The organism is Bacillus sp. FSL K6-2839 (assembly GCF_038003365.1).
Taxonomy (GTDB): Bacteria; Bacillota; Bacilli; order Bacillales; family Bacillaceae; genus Bacillus.
On record NZ_JBBOOZ010000001.1, the window covers coordinates 1,426,962 to 1,446,638 of the forward strand.

The 19,677-nt window shown below is 42.8% G+C and carries 18 protein-coding genes; 9 read left to right on the top strand and 9 right to left on the bottom strand.

Translation table 11 applies throughout. The annotated features are described in order from the left end of the window. Positions 1-8 precede the first annotated feature (8 nt). The 4 genes from MHH26_RS06945 to MHH26_RS06960 all read right to left on the bottom strand — a co-directional run bounded on the left by MHH26_RS06945 (position 9) and on the right by MHH26_RS06960 (position 5,343). Positions 9-1,646, bottom strand: a complete 1,638-nt coding sequence (locus tag MHH26_RS06945) for an AMP-binding protein (RefSeq protein ID WP_340972831.1) — start codon at positions 1,644-1,646, stop codon at positions 9-11. 42 nt (positions 1,647-1,688) lie between these two features. Further along, a complete protein-coding gene (locus tag MHH26_RS06950; RefSeq protein WP_340972833.1) occupies positions 1,689-2,831 on the bottom strand; it encodes an acyl-CoA dehydrogenase family protein in 1,143 nt (380 codons plus the stop codon). 142 nt (positions 2,832-2,973) lie between these two features. After that, the gene (locus MHH26_RS06955) at positions 2,974-4,512 is read right to left on the bottom strand and encodes a glycoside hydrolase family 10 protein (protein WP_307499725.1); all 1,539 of its coding nucleotides are present in this window, start codon (positions 4,510-4,512) and stop codon (positions 2,974-2,976) included. A 24-nt stretch (positions 4,513-4,536) separates the two neighbouring features. After that, complete coding sequence (locus MHH26_RS06960; RefSeq protein WP_307499726.1) at positions 4,537-5,343, bottom strand: tyrosine-protein phosphatase; 807 nt, start codon at positions 5,341-5,343, stop codon at positions 4,537-4,539. A gap of 122 nt (positions 5,344-5,465) precedes the next feature. On the opposite strand from MHH26_RS06960, the gene MHH26_RS06965 reads away from it, so the two are divergent. Next, positions 5,466-6,236, top strand: coding sequence for a DeoR/GlpR family DNA-binding transcription regulator (locus MHH26_RS06965; RefSeq protein WP_340972836.1), 771 nt, complete (start codon positions 5,466-5,468; stop codon positions 6,234-6,236). A gap of 24 nt (positions 6,237-6,260) precedes the next feature. Here the strand turns inward: MHH26_RS06965 and MHH26_RS06970 are convergent, their stop codons facing one another. Continuing rightward, positions 6,261-6,839 (bottom strand): branched-chain amino acid aminotransferase, encoded by a 579-nt coding sequence (locus MHH26_RS06970; protein WP_106042110.1) that lies wholly within the window; start codon positions 6,837-6,839, stop codon positions 6,261-6,263. 125 nt (positions 6,840-6,964) lie between these two features. On the opposite strand from MHH26_RS06970, the gene MHH26_RS06975 reads away from it, so the two are divergent. The 6 genes from MHH26_RS06975 (at position 6,965) to MHH26_RS07000 (ending at position 14,696) form a co-directional block, all read left to right on the top strand. Further along, a complete protein-coding gene (locus tag MHH26_RS06975; protein WP_307499729.1) occupies positions 6,965-8,098 on the top strand; it encodes a CdaR family transcriptional regulator in 1,134 nt (377 codons plus the stop codon). A gap of 77 nt (positions 8,099-8,175) precedes the next feature. After that, positions 8,176-9,585 (top strand): glycolate oxidase subunit GlcD, encoded by a 1,410-nt coding sequence (gene glcD / locus MHH26_RS06980; RefSeq protein WP_340972837.1) that lies wholly within the window; start codon positions 8,176-8,178, stop codon positions 9,583-9,585. Then, on the top strand, positions 9,582-10,925 hold the full coding sequence (locus tag MHH26_RS06985; protein ID WP_340972838.1) for a (Fe-S)-binding protein: 1,344 nt from the start codon (positions 9,582-9,584) through the stop codon (positions 10,923-10,925). Before glcD ends, MHH26_RS06985 begins: the two co-directional genes overlap by 4 nt. A gap of 73 nt (positions 10,926-10,998) precedes the next feature. Then, positions 10,999-12,486 (top strand): spore germination protein, encoded by a 1,488-nt coding sequence (locus MHH26_RS06990; RefSeq protein WP_307499733.1) that lies wholly within the window; start codon positions 10,999-11,001, stop codon positions 12,484-12,486. Positions 12,487-12,498: 12 nt separating this feature from the next. Then, on the top strand, positions 12,499-13,599 hold the full coding sequence (locus MHH26_RS06995; RefSeq protein WP_340972839.1) for a GerAB/ArcD/ProY family transporter: 1,101 nt from the start codon (positions 12,499-12,501) through the stop codon (positions 13,597-13,599). Then, entirely contained in the window at positions 13,596-14,696 is a 1,101-nt protein-coding gene (locus MHH26_RS07000) for a Ger(x)C family spore germination protein (RefSeq protein WP_340972840.1), read from the top strand. Before MHH26_RS06995 ends, MHH26_RS07000 begins: the two co-directional genes overlap by 4 nt. Before the next feature lie 12 nt (positions 14,697-14,708). Here the strand turns inward: MHH26_RS07000 and MHH26_RS07005 are convergent, their stop codons facing one another. Both MHH26_RS07005 and MHH26_RS07010 read right to left on the bottom strand, forming a co-directional pair. Further along, positions 14,709-15,545 carry a hypothetical protein gene (locus MHH26_RS07005; protein WP_340972842.1) on the bottom strand — a complete coding sequence of 279 codons (837 nt, stop codon included), beginning with the start codon at positions 15,543-15,545 and terminating at the stop codon, positions 14,709-14,711. Positions 15,546-15,549: 4 nt separating this feature from the next. After that, positions 15,550-15,780 carry an excisionase family DNA-binding protein gene (locus tag MHH26_RS07010; protein ID WP_106049519.1) on the bottom strand — a complete coding sequence of 77 codons (231 nt, stop codon included), beginning with the start codon at positions 15,778-15,780 and terminating at the stop codon, positions 15,550-15,552. A 357-nt stretch (positions 15,781-16,137) separates the two neighbouring features. Here MHH26_RS07010 and MHH26_RS07015 point away from each other — a divergent pair, with 357 nt between their 5' ends. After that, positions 16,138-16,740, top strand: a complete 603-nt coding sequence (locus MHH26_RS07015) for a DedA family protein (RefSeq protein WP_095285257.1) — start codon at positions 16,138-16,140, stop codon at positions 16,738-16,740. A 40-nt stretch (positions 16,741-16,780) separates the two neighbouring features. On the opposite strand, the gene MHH26_RS07020 is transcribed toward MHH26_RS07015, so the two are convergent. Continuing rightward, on the bottom strand, positions 16,781-17,602 hold the full coding sequence (locus tag MHH26_RS07020; RefSeq protein ID WP_307499737.1) for a uroporphyrinogen-III synthase: 822 nt from the start codon (positions 17,600-17,602) through the stop codon (positions 16,781-16,783). 142 nt (positions 17,603-17,744) lie between these two features. Here MHH26_RS07020 and MHH26_RS07025 point away from each other — a divergent pair, with 142 nt between their 5' ends. Continuing rightward, the gene (locus MHH26_RS07025; RefSeq protein WP_060596503.1) at positions 17,745-18,365 is read left to right on the top strand and encodes an acetate uptake transporter; all 621 of its coding nucleotides are present in this window, start codon (positions 17,745-17,747) and stop codon (positions 18,363-18,365) included. A gap of 38 nt (positions 18,366-18,403) precedes the next feature. Here MHH26_RS07025 and MHH26_RS07030 read toward each other — a convergent pair whose 3' ends face one another. Next, the gene (locus MHH26_RS07030) at positions 18,404-19,423 is read right to left on the bottom strand and encodes an LLM class flavin-dependent oxidoreductase (RefSeq protein WP_334749360.1); all 1,020 of its coding nucleotides are present in this window, start codon (positions 19,421-19,423) and stop codon (positions 18,404-18,406) included. Between the last annotated feature and the right edge of the window lie 254 nt (positions 19,424-19,677).

Below are 19,677 nucleotides of genomic sequence, written 5' to 3' on the forward strand. Positions count from 1 at the left end.
CGCTGCCCTCACTCCTTTATTAGATCAAGCGCCTGTTTTTTCAGACGAAATTTTTGAATCTTCCCTGATGCGGTCATCGGATACTCGTCTGTGATGAAAAAATATTTTGGAATTTTGTAGCGAGCCATTTGTGACTGACAATAGCTGGTTAATGACTCAATCGTCACCGTGTGACCTTGTTTGAGCCGAATGAATGCGGCGGCTTCCTCTCCATAGGTCTCGTCAGGAATACCAACAACCTGTGCATCAAGAATGGCTGGATGCGTGTAAAGAACGTCTTCAATCTCTTTTGGATAAACATTTTCCCCGCCTCTAATGATCATATCTTTCAGCCGTCCTGTGATTTTCACATAGCCGTCCTCATCCATCTCCGCTAAATCCCCTGTATGAAGCCACCCGTCCTCATCAATGACTTCATTTGTGGCTTCTTCATTTTTATAGTAGCCTTTCATCACATGATAGCCTCTTGTACACAGCTCACCTTGTTCTCCTCTTGGCATTTCATCCTGAGTACCTGGGGCGGTGATTTTTACCTCGATGTGAGGAAGTGCCCGACCTACCGTTTGAACCCGCCTTTCAAATGAATCATCCGTTCTTGTTTGGGTAATGACAGGTGAGCTTTCGGTCTGACCGTAGGCAATCGTGAGCTCCTTCAGGCCCATTTGTTCAATGACTGCTTTCATCACATGGGATGGGCAGAGAGATCCTGCCATAATGCCGGTTCGTAATGTGGACAGATCGTATTGGTGGAAATTCGGATGATCGAGCTCTGCAATGAACATTGTCGGGACGCCGTGAAGAACAGTACACTTCTCTTGTTCCACTGTTTGAAGGACTCGCTCTGGGTGGAAAGATTCAATTGGAATGATCGTGCCTCCTTTTGCGAGACAAGCAAGTACGCCAAGAACAGACCCAAAGCAATGAAAGAATGGCACGGGGATACACATGCGGTCTTCATGGGTGAGCTTCATGCAATCTGCGATTTGACTGGCATTGCAGACGATGTTTGTATGGCTGAGCATGACGCCTTTTGGGTAGCCGGTTGTGCCTGAAGTATATTGCATATTAATGACATCATCAGGCTTCAGCTCACCCATTCGTTTCTCCCATTCATCATCCTCCGTTCTTTTGGCAGCAGTTTGAATACTGTCCCAGCTGCGCATGCCCTTTGGCGTGTGCTCGCCAATATATACCACACTTTTTAAATATGGAAATGATGATGAACTGATCTCGTCTTGATGAGCTGTTTGAAGCTCTGGAATGAGGTCTTCAAGCATCCTGACATATGATGTCTCTTTAAACCCGTCAACGATAAACAGCATGCTGCTATCAGAATGCTTTAGTAAATAAGCGAGTTCTTGTGATTGAAAGTTCGTATTCACGGTGACAAGAACGGCTCCAATGGAGGCGCAGGCGAATTGCAGCATGAGCCATTCAGGTACATTGGGCGCCATGATGGCGATATGATCCCCTTTTTGAACCCCTAATGCCATAAGACCTTTCCCCGTTTCCTTAACCTCTCTAAAAAACGCTTCGTATGAATAACGTAATGAACGTTCTGGATACACAATGGCTTCATGTGCTGGGTGCTGCTCCTTTTTCTCTTTTAATAGGGAGCCGATCGTTTGTGGATGAATCGACATCATGATTTTCCTCCTCCATCAGTGGTAAGCGTTTTCACAAAAGGGTTATGATAGCAGTTGTCTCGCGATGACTAGACGCTGAATTTCAGAGGTGCCTTCTCCGATTTCCATGAGCTTGGCATCTCTCACAAGCCGTTCTACCCCGCACTCTTTCATGTATCCTGTTCCTCCGTGAATTTGGACAGCATCAAGACTTGCTTTTGTGGCCATTTCCGAAGCGAAAAGCTTGGCATAGGCCGCTTCTTTTGTAAATGGCTTTCCATGATCTTTCAGCCAGGCGGCTTTCCACACCATTTGACGAGCAAGTTCTATTTGCATCGCCATATCTGCCAGTTTAAATTGAATGGCTTGAAAGGACGAGAGGGTCTGCCCAAATTGCTTTCTTTCCTTTGCATAGGAGAGAGAAGCATCTAGTGCAGCTTGCGCGATACCAACAGATAAGGCAGCAATTGATATGCGTCCCCCGTCTAATGTATATAAAAATTGCTTGAAGCCTTTGGCTGGGTCTCCTAATATACGATGTGCTGGTACACGTACGTTGTCTAAAATGATTTCAGCCGTATCTGAACCGCGCACCCCCATTTTGTCGTATGGATTTGTAATGGACAGCCCTTTTTGACCTTTTTCTACAATGAAGGCGGAGATGATCGGGCGGCCGTGCTCATCATGATCCGTGACAGCGGTGACGATAATGGTTCTGGCAAAATTGGCATTTGTGATCCAGCACTTCTCCCCGCTAATCACATACTCTTGTCCGTCTTTGACCGCTTTTGTTTTCGTCCCTTTTGCATCTGACCCTGCATTTGGCTCTGTTAATCCGAAGGAACCGAGTGCTGTTCCAGATGCCAGCGGGACAAGGTGATCCATCTTTTGCTCCTCTGTACCGAAGTAATAAAGCGGGCTTGCGCCTAAGGAAACGGCTGCGGCATAGCTAAGACCTGTACTGGCACACTGTTTTCCGATTTCTTCTACAGCGAGCGCATATGAGATCGTATCTCCTCCTGAGCCTCCGTATTTCTCTGGAAAAGGAATGCCCATCAAGCCGAGCTCTCCCATTTTTTGAAAAGTTTGGACCGGGAATACAGCCTGTTCATCAATGGTTTGAGCGAGTGGAGCAATTTCTTCCTTGGCGAATTCTTTGACCATCTGCCGGATCATTTGTTGTTCTTTCGTTAATTCAAAATCCATCTTGTTTCCCCCTTTGGCTCTTTTCTATCATATTTATTAATCAAGTGGCTGCTTCATGCCAAGCTTGGTTGAATTCAGAAAATTAAAACAAAAATAATAGAAAAAAGCATGAACGAAGAAAATCCTCATTCATGCTTTTTCGTTATCTCACTTTTATTGTAGAAGGCTTGCTTTCGTGATGAAGTCGATTGAGAGCCGTTACTTTGTAAGTATCACTCTTATTCTGATGAACTGAAAGATTTTTGACAGATGTCAGCGTGCCGGCTTCTTTTCTAACGGTTTGCAGCAATTCATATGTTCCTTTCGTCGTCAAGCGATAGACCGCGTAATAGGATGCGGTAGATTGTGGATCATTTTTGATCTGTAAAGCCGCACCCTCTGCTGTCTTTTTAATAGATTGAATGATTGGTTTTTTTGGCGCTTTCTGATGAAGCCAAGGCATTTCTGGAATGAGAGCCGGTTTACGGTAAGCATCTTCTATCAATCGATTTTTGACATTCAAAGGGTTGCGATTGATATCCTTTAGGCTAAAGTGCATGCTTCCCTGCACGAGAGGCGACTGTCTGTTCAGCTCAATCTGCCGAAAGTATTCTTCTGGATCAGACCAAGCGGGATCACTGTTTTGATTAATTTTATACGTCGCCTGACCAATGTACAGGTGAACAGGCTCTCCCTTCACTTCATTTGACCACCATTTTGTTAGCACATCGTATGCGGCTGCCTGAAAGCCGATGCTCCAGTAAATTTGCGGGGTGACATAATCGATATCGTGCTGCTGAATCCACTCTCTTGTATCAGCATACAAATCATCATAGTTGGTCATCCCTGCTGTGGTGTTTGAACCAGTCGGATCATCCTTTATGTTGCGCCAGACTCCAAATGGGCTAATACCAAACTTCACATACGGCTTTACTTTCTTCACGGTGTCGTTGATTTGCTTGACCAATTGGTTCACATTATCTCTTCGCCAATCTTCTATATGCGTGAATGCCTTTTTTCCATATGTTTCATACGTTTCTTGATCTGGAAACGGCACACCGGCTATTTTATTCGGGTAAAAATAATCATCCATATGCACTGCATCAATATCGTAGTTTTTCACGACTTCTTCTATGCTGCCGACAATGAACTCCTGAGCTTTAGGAATGCCTGGATTGTAATAAAGCTGATTACCATAAGCAATAGTCCAATCTGGATGTTTTTTTGCAGGGTGATCGGCTGATAAACGGCTGAGGTCGGTATGATTCATTGTGATTCGATACGGGTTAAACCACGCGTGAAATTCGAGCCCGCGTTTATGAGCTTCTTCGATCATGAATTCAAGCGGGTCATACCCGGGATCTTTCCCTTGCGTGCCGGTCAAATATTCGGACCACGGGCCGTATGCCGAAGGATAAAAGGCATCTGCTGTCGGTTTAATTTGCATGATCACGGCATTCATATTCATCGCTTTGATCTCATCTAACAAATGAATAAACTCTTGTTTCTGCTCTTTGACAGGCAGTCCTTTCTTTGAAGGCCAATCTAAGTTATAAACCGATGCGATCCAAACCGCGCGCATCTCTCTTGTGCTTTCAAGCTTCCCTTTTGGCATTGGACGAGCTAGACTGCTAGAAGGAATCAATAAGAATACAAACATCAAAATTAGTGTTAGACACGTCATACTGATTTTTTTCAGCATTTTTTGCATCACCTCATATTCAGTTTATTCTGCTTTTTGAGATCGAATGCCAGCAGATGGTGTCAGCAGGATGTTTTTCATTTCCTTGAGCTGAGCTTCAGGTATTTCGCAAGCCTCGATTAAATATCGCTCTGTACTTCCGTATGTCGCCATCATCTCGTTTAGCACATCTTCCAGATAATCTTGCTGCACACCGAGAAGCGGTTGAATTTGCTCTTTTGACACCCGGTATAAACTCATCATGCGGACAAATCGCTGCTGCCTTCTGACAAGCATTTTCACACCTTCATTGGAACGCATATATTCACTTAAAACGGCCGGCATCGGTACACCTGCTGCTAATTGAATAAGGGCAGATAAAAAGCCTGTCCGGTCCTTACCGCTCGTGCAGTGAAGCATCAGCGGGTAATTGCTCTTATCTGAAAGCAGTGAGAACAGCTGCTGAATCTCTTCTTTACGCTCTGTGAGCATACTTTGATATAAATCTTTCATAATCGGTGTAAATGAGAGAGATTTCCCTTCAGTTGTCAGCATACGAAACATGGTCCACTTACTTGGCATCTTACTGTCAGGCTGCATCGGGATATGAACGATTTTGTTGTGTTCCTTGATTTTTGGCGGATGTGATTTGCGTTCTGAGCTTGTTCGGAGATCACAAATGGTTTGAATCCTAAGCTTTGAGAACGTCAACATATCTTGTTTTGTGAGACGCGATAGATCTGCGGATCGATAAATCATTCCCTGCCTGAACACCATCTCACCTGTTGTTTGAAGTCCCCCTACTTCTCTAAAATTCGCAAGCTTTGAAAATGGGTTGTTTGATTGATTCATAGAAGTGAAAATCCTTTCCGTTACGTTCTTTTCTCTATCATACGCTTTTATTGAGATGGGGAAAAGAGAAGCCATTTGGTATAATGGAAAAAGGAGATTCGGATGGATTGGAGATATGAAGCATGATAAAAACAAAACGGATTCAGCAAATCAAAGAGTATGTGTTTGACCGGGAATCTGCCTCACTTGATGAGCTTGTGGCGCATTTTGGCGTCTCAAAAAACACGATACGCCGAGATATACAAGCATTGGTCGAGTCCGGCGTACTAAAGAAAGTGTACGGCGGAGTCGCTGTGAACCATTCAACATTAGTAGTATATCAAGAGCGAAAGACCCGCCAGCTCAGTAAAAAGCAATTGATCGGACAAACGGCTGCTGCTTTTGTGGAAAATGGGGATATGATTTTTGTTGATTCTGGTACGACAACACTTGAAATGCTTCCCTATTTGACTGAGAAACAGGTGACCGTTGTGACCAATAATGTAGATTTTATTACACAGGCGATGCCTTATGATAATCTCACTATCTTTTCCACCGGCGGGATGCTTGAGAGAAAAACGAATTCTTTCGTTGGCTATCAAAGTGTAGAGCGTTTGAAAGCTTACAATGTCAATAAAGCCTTTATCGCATCAACTGGTTTATCCATTGATCACGGAGTCACGAATTCGTCCCCGCTTGAAACGGATATTAAAAAGACAGTTGTTGAAAAAAGTACCAAAACGTTTTTATTAGTTGATGATAGTAAGTTCGATCACTACGCTTTGACCACGTTTTGTGATTTACACGATCTTGATGTCGTCGTGACGAATAAACAGCCAAATGAAGATTATCTTCAATATGGAAAAGATCATGATGTACGGTTTGCCACGCCTTCATCAAATGAGAAGACGTAAATAAATGGATCACAAAAAAACGGCTCAGGAATTTGAGCCGTTTTTTGATTCATTCATTTCAAGCTGGATGATCATGCGGAATAAAAAACGGTACACGGCTGAGATGACTTCAATAAAAGGCATATCTTCATGGATGTCCTCAAGTTCAAGAAGCTGTAAATTCACATCGAATAAGCCGTCTTGCCCATTAAATTGAAGCTGCGCACCATTTAATGAAGCCAGCATGTCTTTTAAAATACCTGTGTCTTTTTTAGGACGTTTTAAACCGAATAACACGGTATACGTTTGAAACACTTCGTCCCATTCAATGGCTAATCCATCGACTCTCACCACATCAAACCACTTTGATTCGATATAAATGAATTCTTTTTGATGTTGTTTTACATATGTAAGCGGTGTGTTTAGAAATGAGGCGCCTTCTGTTTGAATCATGTCCTCGGATTCTTTGTCTACACGCTCTATATATACATCGCTAAAGCGTGCCTCTTCCTTTATTCTTGCACCTTCTAAAGGCCAATTGTGGCGCGCCGCTTCGTCATATTCAAAGTCTGTCAGCGCTTGTCCTTCTTTCAATAGATCTTGTAAGCGATTTTGCAATGACATGGCTATGTCTCCTTTCTTCTCTTTCATGTGCGTTTATTATTTTAGCATAACTCATGAAAAGAAAGATATGACTCAGCATATGATGGTATGATAGTGTCAAAAGAAACATCTCGGAGGGGTACGTTTTGCTCACAATGACACTGGCAGAAAAAATCGTAGACGAGGTCAAAAAAGTGCTGACTGAGGAAATCATCATCGCACAAACAAACGGCACCATCATTGCGGCAACAGATCCAGCGCGCATTGGTCAATTTCATGAAGGGGCGTATCTGACATCCTTTGAAGGACAAAAACGAATCCTCACAAAGGATGATGAGCAGCAAATGAAAGGGGTCAAAGCCGGCATCAATCTGCCTATTTATTTTAAGCAAGAGGTCATTGGTGTGATTGGGATGACAGGAAATCCCGTCCATGTCTCTCCATTTGGCGAAATATTACGAAAAATGACCGAACTGCTTATTCAAGAGCATGAATTTTTTCTAGAAACGGAAACCGATGAACGGCAGCTTGAAGCGTTTGTGTTCGACTGGCTTCATCTGCCAGAGACAGCAATCAATCTCACTGAAAAAGCAGCGCGGCTTCAGCTTGATGTCAAAAAACAGCGTGTCGTCGTCCTCATTGATTGTCACGATGAATCGTTTATGAAGCAGGATCAATACAAAAAAGTAAAGGAAATGCTGCATCTCACAAGTCAGGAAATGATCGTTCGCTGGGGACATGCCCGCTTTTTGCTCATGCTGCAAACCACAGCAGATGATCGTGATACCTTGCAGCAGCGTCTTTTTCACATCCATGCTTCCCTCACCTCACGTTCCACATCAAAGGTTTTGATAGGTGCGGGAAAACCAGCAGCTGGACATATGATGAAGCAATCCTTTCATCAAGCCTTTCGTGCCTTAAAATTGGCGAATGTGGATACACCGATTGTGTTTGATGAGGATTTAACACTTGAACTTTTTATAGAAGAAGTGAGTCAGGAAACAAAAGAAGTGTTCCTTGATCGAACGATCGCCCCACTTCTCCCCTACCCTGAACTAGTGAAAACATTGCGTGTACTCATGACATCAGATTACTCATTGAAGTATACCGCGGAAGCGATGCACGTACATATCAATACACTGCATTACAGACTAAAACGTATCCAAGATTTAACGACACTTGATCCAAAACGCATGCAAGATGCGATGCTCTTTTATTTAGCCTTGATGCTATTAGATCATCATCCAAATAAACGAGGCGAACAGCCCAATATTTTGTAGAATCGTCCATAGGCATGAGGCGATTCTTTTTTTATACTGAAAGAAACGGTATGTCTAATCAGTAGGAGTGAATGCGCATGTTAAATTCTGAATTTTTAAGTCAATTAAAAAAGATTGTCGGTGCGCCCTATGTACAAGACAGTAAAGCCGATCGGCTTGCCTACTCTTATGATGCAACACCTAATTTTCAGCATATGCCAGATGTCATCGTAAGCCCGCGCGCGGCTGAGGACATCCAGCAAATTGTCCGGCTCTGCGCTTCATATAAGGTGCCGATCGTGCCAAGAGGATCAGGAACGAACCTTTGTGCAGGAACCTGTCCTACACGAGGCGGACTTGTGATGTTGTTTACAAGAATGAACCAATTAATCGAAATAGACGAAGAAAACCTCACCGCAACGGTCCAGCCTGGTTTGATCACACAGGAACTTATTCGCCAAGTAGAGGCAAGAGGTCTCTTCTACCCACCAGATCCAAGCTCGATGAAAATCTCCACGTTAGGCGGCAATATTAATGAAAATTCAGGTGGTCTCCGGGGGTTAAAATATGGCGTGACGAGAGATTATGTACTTGGACTTGAAGTGGTGCTGCCAAACGGTGACATCATCAAAACGGGCGGCAAGCTCGCTAAGGACGTGGCCGGGTATGATATGACCCGTTTATTTGTTGGATCAGAAGGAACGCTCGGAATTGTCACAGAAGCCACGCTGAAGCTTTTGCCGCTTCCAGAAACCAAACAAACGATGCTTTGCTTATATGAAAGCCTAGAGGAAGCAGCCGCATCAGTTTCGGCGATTATTGCAGAGCGTATTATCCCCGCCACATTAGAATTTATGGATCAGCCGACACTGAAAGTCGTCGAAGACTTTGCCAAAATCGGCCTGCCGACTGACGTTCAAGCGGTGCTATTAATCGAACAGGACGGCAACCCTGAGGCTGTTTCCCGTGATATAGAGAACATCGCAAAGGTCTGTCAGCAGCACGGTGCAAAAGGAGTAAATATCGCACATTCTGAAGAAGAGGCAAGTGCCCTTTTAACAGCGAGACGAGCCGCTTTATCTGCCCTCGCCCGTTTAAGCCCCACAACGATTTTAGAAGATGCTACAGTCCCCCGGTCTGAAATTGCTAACATGGTGCGGGCGATCGAAGACATTGCGAGAGAGTACGAAGTGAAAATCTGTACATTTGGTCATGCAGGTGACGGGAATTTACACCCTACTTGTGCAACTGATGCAAGAGATGAAGAAGAAATGAAGCGGGTCGAAGAAGCCTTTCAGGCCATTTTTGAGAAAGCAGTCTCCCTTGGCGGCACCATTACGGGTGAACATGGCGTGGGTCTGATGAAAGCCCCCTATTTAGAGCTAAAGGTCAAAAAAGAAGGAATCGCTGCAATGAAAGCGATCAAACAAGCGCTAGATCCAGCAAATATTATGAATCCTGATAAGGTCTTTGGAAAAGCAGCAAGAAAGCGGGTGGTGGTCTCATGAATTCCTCTAAACAATCAGAGATTCAGCAAAACTTTCAGCAGCAAATGGATGAAAAGGAGCTGCTCAACTGCATGCGCTGCGGCTTCTGCCTCCCTTCCTGCCCTACTTATATTGAATCCGGTCAACAAGAAACTCACTCTCCCCGCGGCCGGATTGCTTTAATGAAGGCGGTGAGAGACGGCGTGATTGAGCCGGATGAAGATGTCGAACATTCACTGAACCTTTGTCTTGGCTGCCGTGCATGTGAACCGGTCTGCCCTTCCGGCGTCAAATATGGACGTTTACTTGAGGATGCGAGAGACATCCTTCAGCAGCACAAAAAACAATCTCTTCCTGTCAAATTTGTGAGACGTGTTGTGTTTAAAGGACTCTTTCCTTCACAAAGCCGAATGCGTCAAGCGGCTGGACTTCTGCGATTTTATCAAACCTCTGGTCTGCAAACGGCCGCCCGCAAGTCTGGCATGCTGAAGGTGCTTCCGCCGCATTTACAGCTGATGGAGCAGGCCCTTCCAAAGGTGCCGCGTCAACAAAAAAGCCGTGCGTTAGAATACAAAGCCATTGGCACGGCAAGAAAGCGTGTGGCCTTTTTTACTGGCTGTTTAATGGACACCGTTTTTTCCAGCACAAACGAAGCGACCATCCAGCTTTTGCAGCTGGCCGGCTGTGACGTTGTCGTCCCTCCTGTTCAGACGTGCTGCGGTGCACTTCATGGCCATAGCGGAGAAAAGGAGCAAGCGAAACAGTTAGCAAGGCGGAATATTGAAGCATTTGAGGAGATAGAGGCAGATGCCATTGTTATGAATGCGGGCGGATGTGGTGCCTTTTTAAGTGATTACGATCATTTGCTTCAGGACGATCCGGCTTTTCAAAAACGAGGTGAAGCCTTCTCAAAGAAAATCACGGATATATCAGACATTCTCGTGGAGCTTAAGTTTCACCAGCTTACATCGCTTGCCTTGCCAGAGCAGATCATCACCTATCAAGACTCTTGTCACTTACGAAATGGAATGGGTGTAGAGCAAGCGCCAAGGGTGCTGATGAAGTCGATTCACGGGGTATCATTTAAAGAAATGAAGGATGCCGACCGCTGCTGCGGATCCGCCGGAATTTATAATATTTTGCAGCCAAAGATGTCGATGCAAATTTTAGATCATAAAATGACAGAAGCTAGTCAAACAGCTGCATCTGCTATTGTCACGTCCAATCCAGGCTGTCAGCTGCAAATGGCAGCGGGTATCAAACGTTCAGGACAATCGGCCAGCATGCGTGCCGTCCATCTCGCAGATTTTTTATTAGAAGCCGTTCAATATGGAAAAAAAGCGTCCAGCTCATCAAGCTGAACGCTTTTTTTCATGCATATCTTCAGACAATTAGTTGGATAATAGAGGCAAATCGCGGAAGGAGATGATTCAAGTGCTGAAGAAAAACAAACAACATCAAAAGGACCCAAATTCAGTATTTGAGGCATTGTCACGTTCCTCTGATTTTACAAACGAATTGTCACGAAGTGAAGGTTTTCTTTATCGAATCTCTTTTTTTCGTTCTTTAATTAATGGTCATCTACTCCATGAACAAATTTTGCCCTGCATGAAAGAGTTGCACCTCACCCCCACTCTTGAGGAGCTGAAAGAACGAATCCCCATTGAACAATCTGTCATCACAACCGATCTTCAAAAAGTGGAAAAAGCCCTTCACTTAGGTAACTTGGCCATTCGGCTCGAAACGGACTGGGGCAAAGCGCTTCTGATACCGATTGAAGAAAAGAAAGGCAGACAAGTAGGACCGCCTGATATTGAATTTGGCATTATCAGTGCACAGGAAGCATTTGTCGAGGTTTTGGATACCAATTTAAATTTGGTCAGACGGCGGCTGCCAACACCGAACCTGAAAGTGGCGGAAAAGACGGTTGGCACGCTATCTCAAACAAAAGTAGCGGTGTTATATATCGAAGAAATCGCCAACCCGCAAAACATCGAAACTGTTCTGCAGCGAATTGAGGACATTGATTATGATCAGATTTTAGATGCGAATTACCTCTCTCAAATGCTTAATGATGTATCCAATACGATCTTTCCGTTGTTTTTGAATACAGAAAGACCTGACCGTGTGTCTTCAGGTTTATCGGAAGGGAAAATTGCCATATTAGTGGATGGATCGCCTCATGTCTTGCTTGCTCCGACTATTTTACTTGAGTATTTTTCCACTATGGAAGACTACAATATGTCGTGGATTGCGGCTTCTTGCTTTAGACTGTTACGCATATTTGCTGTGATATTCTCCATTTTTGCGACACCTTTATATGTAGCCGTTTTAACCTTTCATTATGAGCTGATCCCGAAGGATTTATTAGAAACCATTGTGTCCTCGCGCTATCTTGTTCCATTTCCTCCGATCATTGAGGCCCTATTTTTAGAGATTTCGATTGAATTACTAAGAGAAGCAGGATCGAGGCTTCCAGCTAAAGTCGGACAGACACTCGGGATTGTTGGAGGGATTGTCATTGGACAGGCTGCTGTGGCAGCAGGCTTAACAAGTAATATTTTGCTCATTATTGTTGCCCTTTCTGCTCTTGCCTCATTTGTCACCCCTATTTACAAAATGGGCAATGCCATTCGCCTGCTGAGATTTCCATTTCTACTTGCAGCACAGATTTGGGGCGCATTAGGTATTGCTGTGATGGGATCTTTCCTTCTCACCCATTTAATGAAATTAACGTCTATTGGGCGTCCTTATCTAGAGCCTATTTTTCCGCTGCGTCTGACTGATTTAAAGGGCAGTTTGATTCGTCCTCAGCTCCGTTTTTTGAATAAAAGACCGGAAAATTTACGTCCGCAAAATGAAACCATTCACCGGCAAAAGCCGAAGCAAGGCCGTAAGGGGAAAAATGATTTTTATGAATAAGGAAGTGAAAGCATGAGTTCTTCTTCTGTGAAAGAGAAATTTCAAGTTTCCCCTTTTTTTGTGTTTTTTCTCATTAATGCCAATCAAGTTGGTGTCGGTATTTTAAACTTTCAAACAAACCTTGTTCGTTCTATGAATAATGATGGATGGATCGCCATTCTTATTTCTGGCATCAGCGTCAATGTAATGATCTTTCTGATGTACTTGATGTTTAAAAAGGCACCTTCGGATGAATTTGGTGATATCACGCAATATGTATTTGGCAAGTGGATAGGGCAATTATTCAACATTCTCTATATCTTATATTTTGCTTCTTTGTCATTGACGGTTCTCATCCATTATATGGATGTGATCCATGTATGGCTGTTTAAAGAGATTCCTGGTCTATTGTTTGCGTCTGTACTGCTGCTGCTTGTGTATTACATTCATACCGGCGGCTTTAGAACCATTGCTGGATGGTCATTTTTTAGCATTGTACTGACGTATTGGATGACGTTTATTTGCTTTTATGCCATGAAATATAGTCATATTCGCTTCATGTTCCCGATGTTTGATCATACATTTTCGCAGCTGTTGATGGGAGTGAAAGATGCCTCTTTATCCATGTTTGGTTTTGGCACGATGCTTGTCTATTATCCCTTTATTAAACAAGCACAGACGTCTCAAAAATTTGCTCATATGGGGGCATTATTTACGACATGCTTAAATTTACTCGTCTTTCTTGTCTCCATTGCGTATTACTCAAGTGCTCAGCTCAAATTAACAAAATGGCCGACGTTAACGTTAACAAGCATTGTGAAGCTTCCGTTTATCCAGCGCTTTGACTTTATTGAAGTGTCCCTTTGGCTGTTTTTGATTATTCCAAATATCGCGATTCCATTATGGGCTGCGAGCCGAATGGCGAAACAAGTATTTCATACGAGTCAGCGCGTCACTTTAATCTGTCTCAGCATCCTCATTTTGGTCATGTTTTCGTTTTTTGCCGGGGCAACCTCTTTTGAAGCCTTTAATCAATGGGTGGAGTATAGCGGATACTTTCTTATGTATGGATTGATTGTCTGTATGGTCATTGGACTGATGCTGAAAAAAAGGTGGGTGAAAAAACGAGCATGAAACGTTATATACTCATGGGTCTCATGTTGTTTAGCCTTTTGTTAACTAGCTGTGCACAGCCTCGCCTTTTAGATGAATTAAATATCTCTCAGGCGGCAGGATTTGATTTAGTGGAAGATGGAGAAATGAAGGGTTTCTTTGTCTTTCCTGTCTTTAAAAGTGAAGAGCAAGGAAGTTATCAAATATTAAGCGCAAGGTCAAACACTATTAGTAATATTCAGTTTCTCGTGTCAGAAAAATCACCTTTTCCAGTGGTCATGGGCCAGGTACTCGTTATTTTAGTCAGTGAAAAGTTAGCAAAAGAAGTCGGCATGATCGATTTAATGAATTACATTTATCGTGATCCTATCATTGGTTCACGCCAAGTGTTTGCGATTGTAGGCGGAGAGGTTGAAGAGTTATTATACACAAAAATGAATCAAACGAACTTGAATATTGGCGTGTATCTCTCTGATCTGTTAGCCCAAAATATGCGAAATGGCAATGAACCTGTGACCAATCAGCATATTTTTATGAATCAGATGCTGGCAAAAGGGGTAGATGCTTACCTCCCTTACATCAAAAAAACAAGCAATGCCATCAAGGTCTCGGGCGTCGCTCTGTTTGATCAAGAAAAAATGGTGGGTCATATCCCAGGAGAAGAAACGTTCGCATTTAAAGCCATGATTGAAAATCATAAAAACGGCATCTACGAGTTTCAATTGGATGATCAAGCAAAGACCCATGTCGTCATTGAAAATATCAAATCACATGTGTCTTACCAGATCAAACCAACGAAAAACCTAACAAAAAAGCCTCATATCACGATTGATATCAAGCTGAAAGGTGAATTAAAAGAATTCATGAAGTCCAAAAAAATTGATAAACCGAATATATTGGACCATGTCGAAAAAAAAGTTGAAAAACGTGTCTCTCAGCAAGGACAAGACCTTGTTCAGTCTTTTAAAAAACAAAACATAGATCCGCTTGGGCTGGGTTTGAGGTATAGATCAAAAGACAAAGCAATGACACCAGAAAAATGGCAGGAAATCTATCCTGATGCGGATGTACAAATTAAATGCCATATGAAAATTGTTCAAACCGGTGTCAGTCAATAAATGAGTGGAAAATTATTCGAAAATATCTTCTTTGTTATTTATTATTTTAGACACGTTCATTTTAACTCGTGGAACGCAATCTTTTTGAAGATAGTCATTTAAAGTGTTCTCTACTTCATTTTTATCTGTTCTAAGGATTTTAGGAGAACATTGTTCCACAAGGACCGGTCTATTCCCTTTAGCGCAGTTTGCCATTGTTTCAAGGGCAATTAAGCTGAAAGGTCTTCCTTTGTCTAGCCTTGTTTTCATTCTATCCCAGGTTGGACAGCTTACGGCTGCCAGCCTTCCCCAATGATCGTGAAAATGAGTGCAGGCTGACTCCATCCAATCCAATATTTTGTTAGAACGGAAACGGTACAGGCTGATAAATGCAGCTGTCGGCAATTCTTTTTCTCCGATCGATTTCAATTTCTCCATCACATGTTGTAAACCCTCATCTTCTGGTAAGCTGCTGGCTGCTGCCCATGAAAGTGGATAAAGAAATTCTTCGTCAGCCTGATCCAAAAGTTCCCTTACCCACCCAGCGGCAGATGTACCTAAAACATCAGCCGCGATTTCTATCATTCGTGATTTCACTTCGACATGCTGAGTTTCATCAAACCGACTTTGAACAGAGTCTAAGATCTTTTTCTCATCGTGCTGTTTCAGCGCATCGATGACATCACCCTCAAGAAACCACCTAGTGATTGAAAAGTCTAATAAAGACGCCAAATCTTGCCGAACGTCTTGTAATGTGGGTGCTTTATCTTCTTTGGTGACGATGACATCATCCTCTGATTGGAAAGCCTGTCCGTCCTCTCCATAAAAGTCATCACGTAGTAAAAATTGTTTCATTTGAAAAGATGACAATGCTCTAATCTTCGTCCTTTACATCTGGATCTTCAGGAATCGGTTCATTTAAAATCTCTTGGACGAGCTCTTTGTATTGTTCAAGCTGCTTCATATGCGTTTGAAACTGTCCTTGATAAATCAGATAGGATTCGCCGTCAAATACATAGCGGATCTTTTTTTGCTGGATTAATTTCTCAATATACGCTTCAGATACTTCTAAGTATTCAGCTGTTTCTTCGATTGTTAAATACATGTTTGTGCACCACCCGTTCGTTTCATCTAACAAATTATATCATGATCTGTTGAAAAAAACGGATGCAGCCTGTTCATATTTTCTTTACTGATTTGACCACTGACATCATGATAGTTCTTCACATAACAAGTGTTCAGCAAGTAGATCGTCTAGGTACAAGCAAATATGGTATGATAAAGTTTGCTAGACGAGAGTTTATCGTCACAGACTTGGTGGAAAAGCCAGGCATTCATGAGGCGTCTTTCGGTTTAGCCGTGAGAGTTAAGCGGAAAGCATACTCATGAGAAAAGCAAAACAAGCATAGGCTTTTATAAGGATGCTTGAAGAAAATTCGTATTTAAAGGCAGAGTGAAATGAATGGGAACCTTGTTCAATGAAATTTTAACCTGGCTGACAAGCCTTGGTTATGTAGGTGTAGCACTAGGTCTGATGATTGAAATCATTCCGAGCGAAATTGTTCTTGCTTATGGCGGATATATGGTGTCAACAGGAACAATCGGTTTTGTTGGAGCTGTTATCGCTGGCGTCATCGGAGGTACGCTCGCACAGTGTTTTATATACTGGATCGGCCTTTATGGCGGAAGACCTTTTTTAACAAAGTACGGAAAATACTTATTCATCCATGAACACCATATCGCAACTGCAGAGCGCTGGTTTGACCGATATGGAACCGGTGTGGTGTTTACAGCGCGCTTTATTCCTGTTGTCCGCCACGCCATCTCCATTCCAGCAGGTATTGCCAAAATGCCTTTTTTGAAATTTGTCCTCTTGACAGGATTAGCTGCCATCCCTTGGTCGATCTTATTTATCTATCTCGGTATGCAGCTTGGGACAAAGTGGGATCACATTCAAAGTGTTGCTCACGCTTATACAACCCCTATTATGGCCATTGCGATCGTCCTGATCGTTCTCTATTTCGTCCTCAAAAAAATTCGTACGAACCGAAAACGGACAATCTAATGAAAAACGCCTTCCACTGATCGGGTGAAAGGCGTTTTTTCTATGAATGTGATGATTGTTTTTTCATATATTGGGATAATTCCATAATCATTGCACCCATTCTCTCAAGTGACGGAGCTAGAATTCTGTCTATTCCCTCTTCTTTTAAAGCTTCAGCTGTGACTTTTCCGACGGCCACTGCCAGTACGTGCTGCTCGAATAGCTCTTGGAGTTCTTGTTTTCTGCCCCATTTTGCCGCTAATGTGAAAAAGGCGTGAACCTGAACAGCGGTTGTAAAACAGACGGCATGGACTTTTTCATCTTTCATTTCTTGAAGCAATGTTTCTGCGGCCTCTGGTTCAGGAGGTGTGTGCTGATAAGGTAAAAGCGGCAAAATATCAGCCCCTTTGTCATGTAAAAACTGGATGAGAGCCGGAGCGTTTTCCCCGTGAAGCTGCACCATGACGCGTTTGCCATGAAACTCCTTGTCTTCAAGCTTTGAGATCATGTCACGAACCGTTCCATCTTCATCAGATACGTCTGGCTGAATTCCGCGTTTTTTGAGTGCTGCAAAGGTTTTATACCCTCTTGAAGCAATATGCGCATTTGATAGAATGTGGATAAATGCTTCCCCCAGATGAAGCTCTTCTGCACTCTCAATCAATGTGTCTGTCCCGATGCCTGTTGTGAAAATCACCCAATCCGCACCCTGCTTCACAAAGGTTTCAATGCCTGGCTTTAACTCCTCTTTGGCTAAAAATACGGTTCCTTGAAGAGAACGAATAACGGCTTGTCCCCCTTGCTTTTCGACAAGTGTACGCATTTCTTCTGTTTTTCTCGTTCCACAAATGGCAATCGTTTTTCCAGCTAAGCCTTTACTCATTTTATCCCTCTTTTTCTATCACATTTGATATGTATTAAATATAGATTTATTTGGAAGACGTTGCAAGTGTCTACTAAAAAAGAGCTTGACGTTTCGGTCTAATTCGAGTATCTTTTGTAAGTGCAAATTGTAGGAGGTCATTATGGAAAAACAGAATGTTCAAGCTATTCGATTATCAATTGCAGACCCAACACCACTTGGTTTGTTTGGTTTAGCAATGGTGACGCTCGTTGCGTCCTCACAAAAACTAGGAATTACAGATGGCACTTCCCTTATTTTACCTTGGGCTATCTTCCTTGGAGGCATCGCGCAGCTAATCGCGTCCATACAAGATTCAAAGCATCATAATATTTTTGGAGCCACTGCCTTTGGCGCATTCGGTCTTTTTTGGATGGGCGTTGGAACGACTTGGCTCATTCAAGCCGGCGTTTTTGGGAAAACGCTTGCGGGAGCAGCAGATCCAAAACAACTAGGTTTTGCGTTTATCGGTTATTTGATTTTCAGCTTGTTTATGACGATTGGTGCTATGGAAACACATAAAGTACTATTTTTGATTTTTGTCTTTATTGATTTCTTATTCCTTGGTCTTTCCCTTAGCTCGTTTGGTGTGATGTACGATGTGACTCATACCATTGCCGGTATCGCAGAATTGATCATTTCCCTGCTTTCGTTTTATGGTTCAGCAGCTGTTGTGCTCAATACTCATTTTGGCCGAACTGTGCTGCCAATTGGACAACCATTTCGTATTTTTACAAAAGCATAAATAAAAAAGAACTGCTTTGTGCAGTTCTTTTTTCATGTTTATTTTTCTTGTGCCTCTTGGAAGATCTCTCCGATGATTTCATACGAGCGCATTCTTTCTTGATGGTCAAACATATCCGAATTAATCATCACTTCGTCTGCTTGAGTGGCTTCAATAAAGGCTTCCAATTCTTTTTTCACCTTTTCTTTATCCCCGATCATTGTCGAACTTAATTGTTCATCCACCATCGCTTTTTCATACGGACTCCAAAGGCCGTCCATACTGTCGACAGGCGCTTTGAGTTTTCCTGGAGTATTTCGAATGAGACTCAAAAACCGCTGATAATGAGAGGTCGCCAAATATTCAGCTCGCTCTGTTTGATCTGCAGCAAAAACTGTCACACCTACCATGGCATAAGGCTCTTTTAACACATCAGAAGGTCTAAATGACTGTCTATACAACTCTAAAGCAGGAATTGTATTTTTAGGTGAGAAATGTGCCGCAAAGGCAAATGGCAATCCAAGCTCTCCTGCAAGTCTTGCGCTAAAACCACTTGAACCAAGAAGCCAAATGGGAATGTCCAGTCCTTCGCCTGGTACTGCTCTTACATGTTTTTTAACCTGACCTGTTGGTTTGAAATATTGCCGAAGTTCTTCAAGCTGCTCCGGGAAATCTTCTCCGTTATGAAGGTTACGTCTGAGAGCTCTTGCCGTTAACTGATCCGTTCCCGGTGCTCTGCCAAGACCTAAATCAATTCTCCCCGGATATAATGTCTCAAGTGTCCCAAATTGTTCAGCAATGACAAGTGAAGAGTGATTTGGCAGCATAATCCCGCCAGATCCTACTCGAATTTTTTCGGTTCCCCCAGCAATATATCCAATTAAAACGGACGTTGCAGAGCTCGCAACACCTTCCATATTATGGTGTTCTGCCAGCCAGTATCTATGATAACCCCACTTCTCCGACTTTTTTGCTAAATCCATACTATGTTCAAAAGACTCCTTAATGGTGCCTCCTTCTGTCACAGAGGATAAATTTAAAACGGAATAAGCTGTGCGCTGTAAAACTGATTGACTCATAAATGATGTCCCCATTTCTGTCAAAAATCATACTAGTTACATACTTTCAACACCATAACATAAAATCATGAAACATTTAAATGATTTGATTCGATGATTTTCGAAATGATGAGTTTCTAGGTTTTACTTCCAATTTGAAAATTTGCACATAGAATGAAATATCAATTTTAGGAGATGGGCAATTTGTACAATCAATTCGATCACAAATGTCCCTTTTGCGGTAAATATCATGAGCAGCCTCATTACAAAAGATC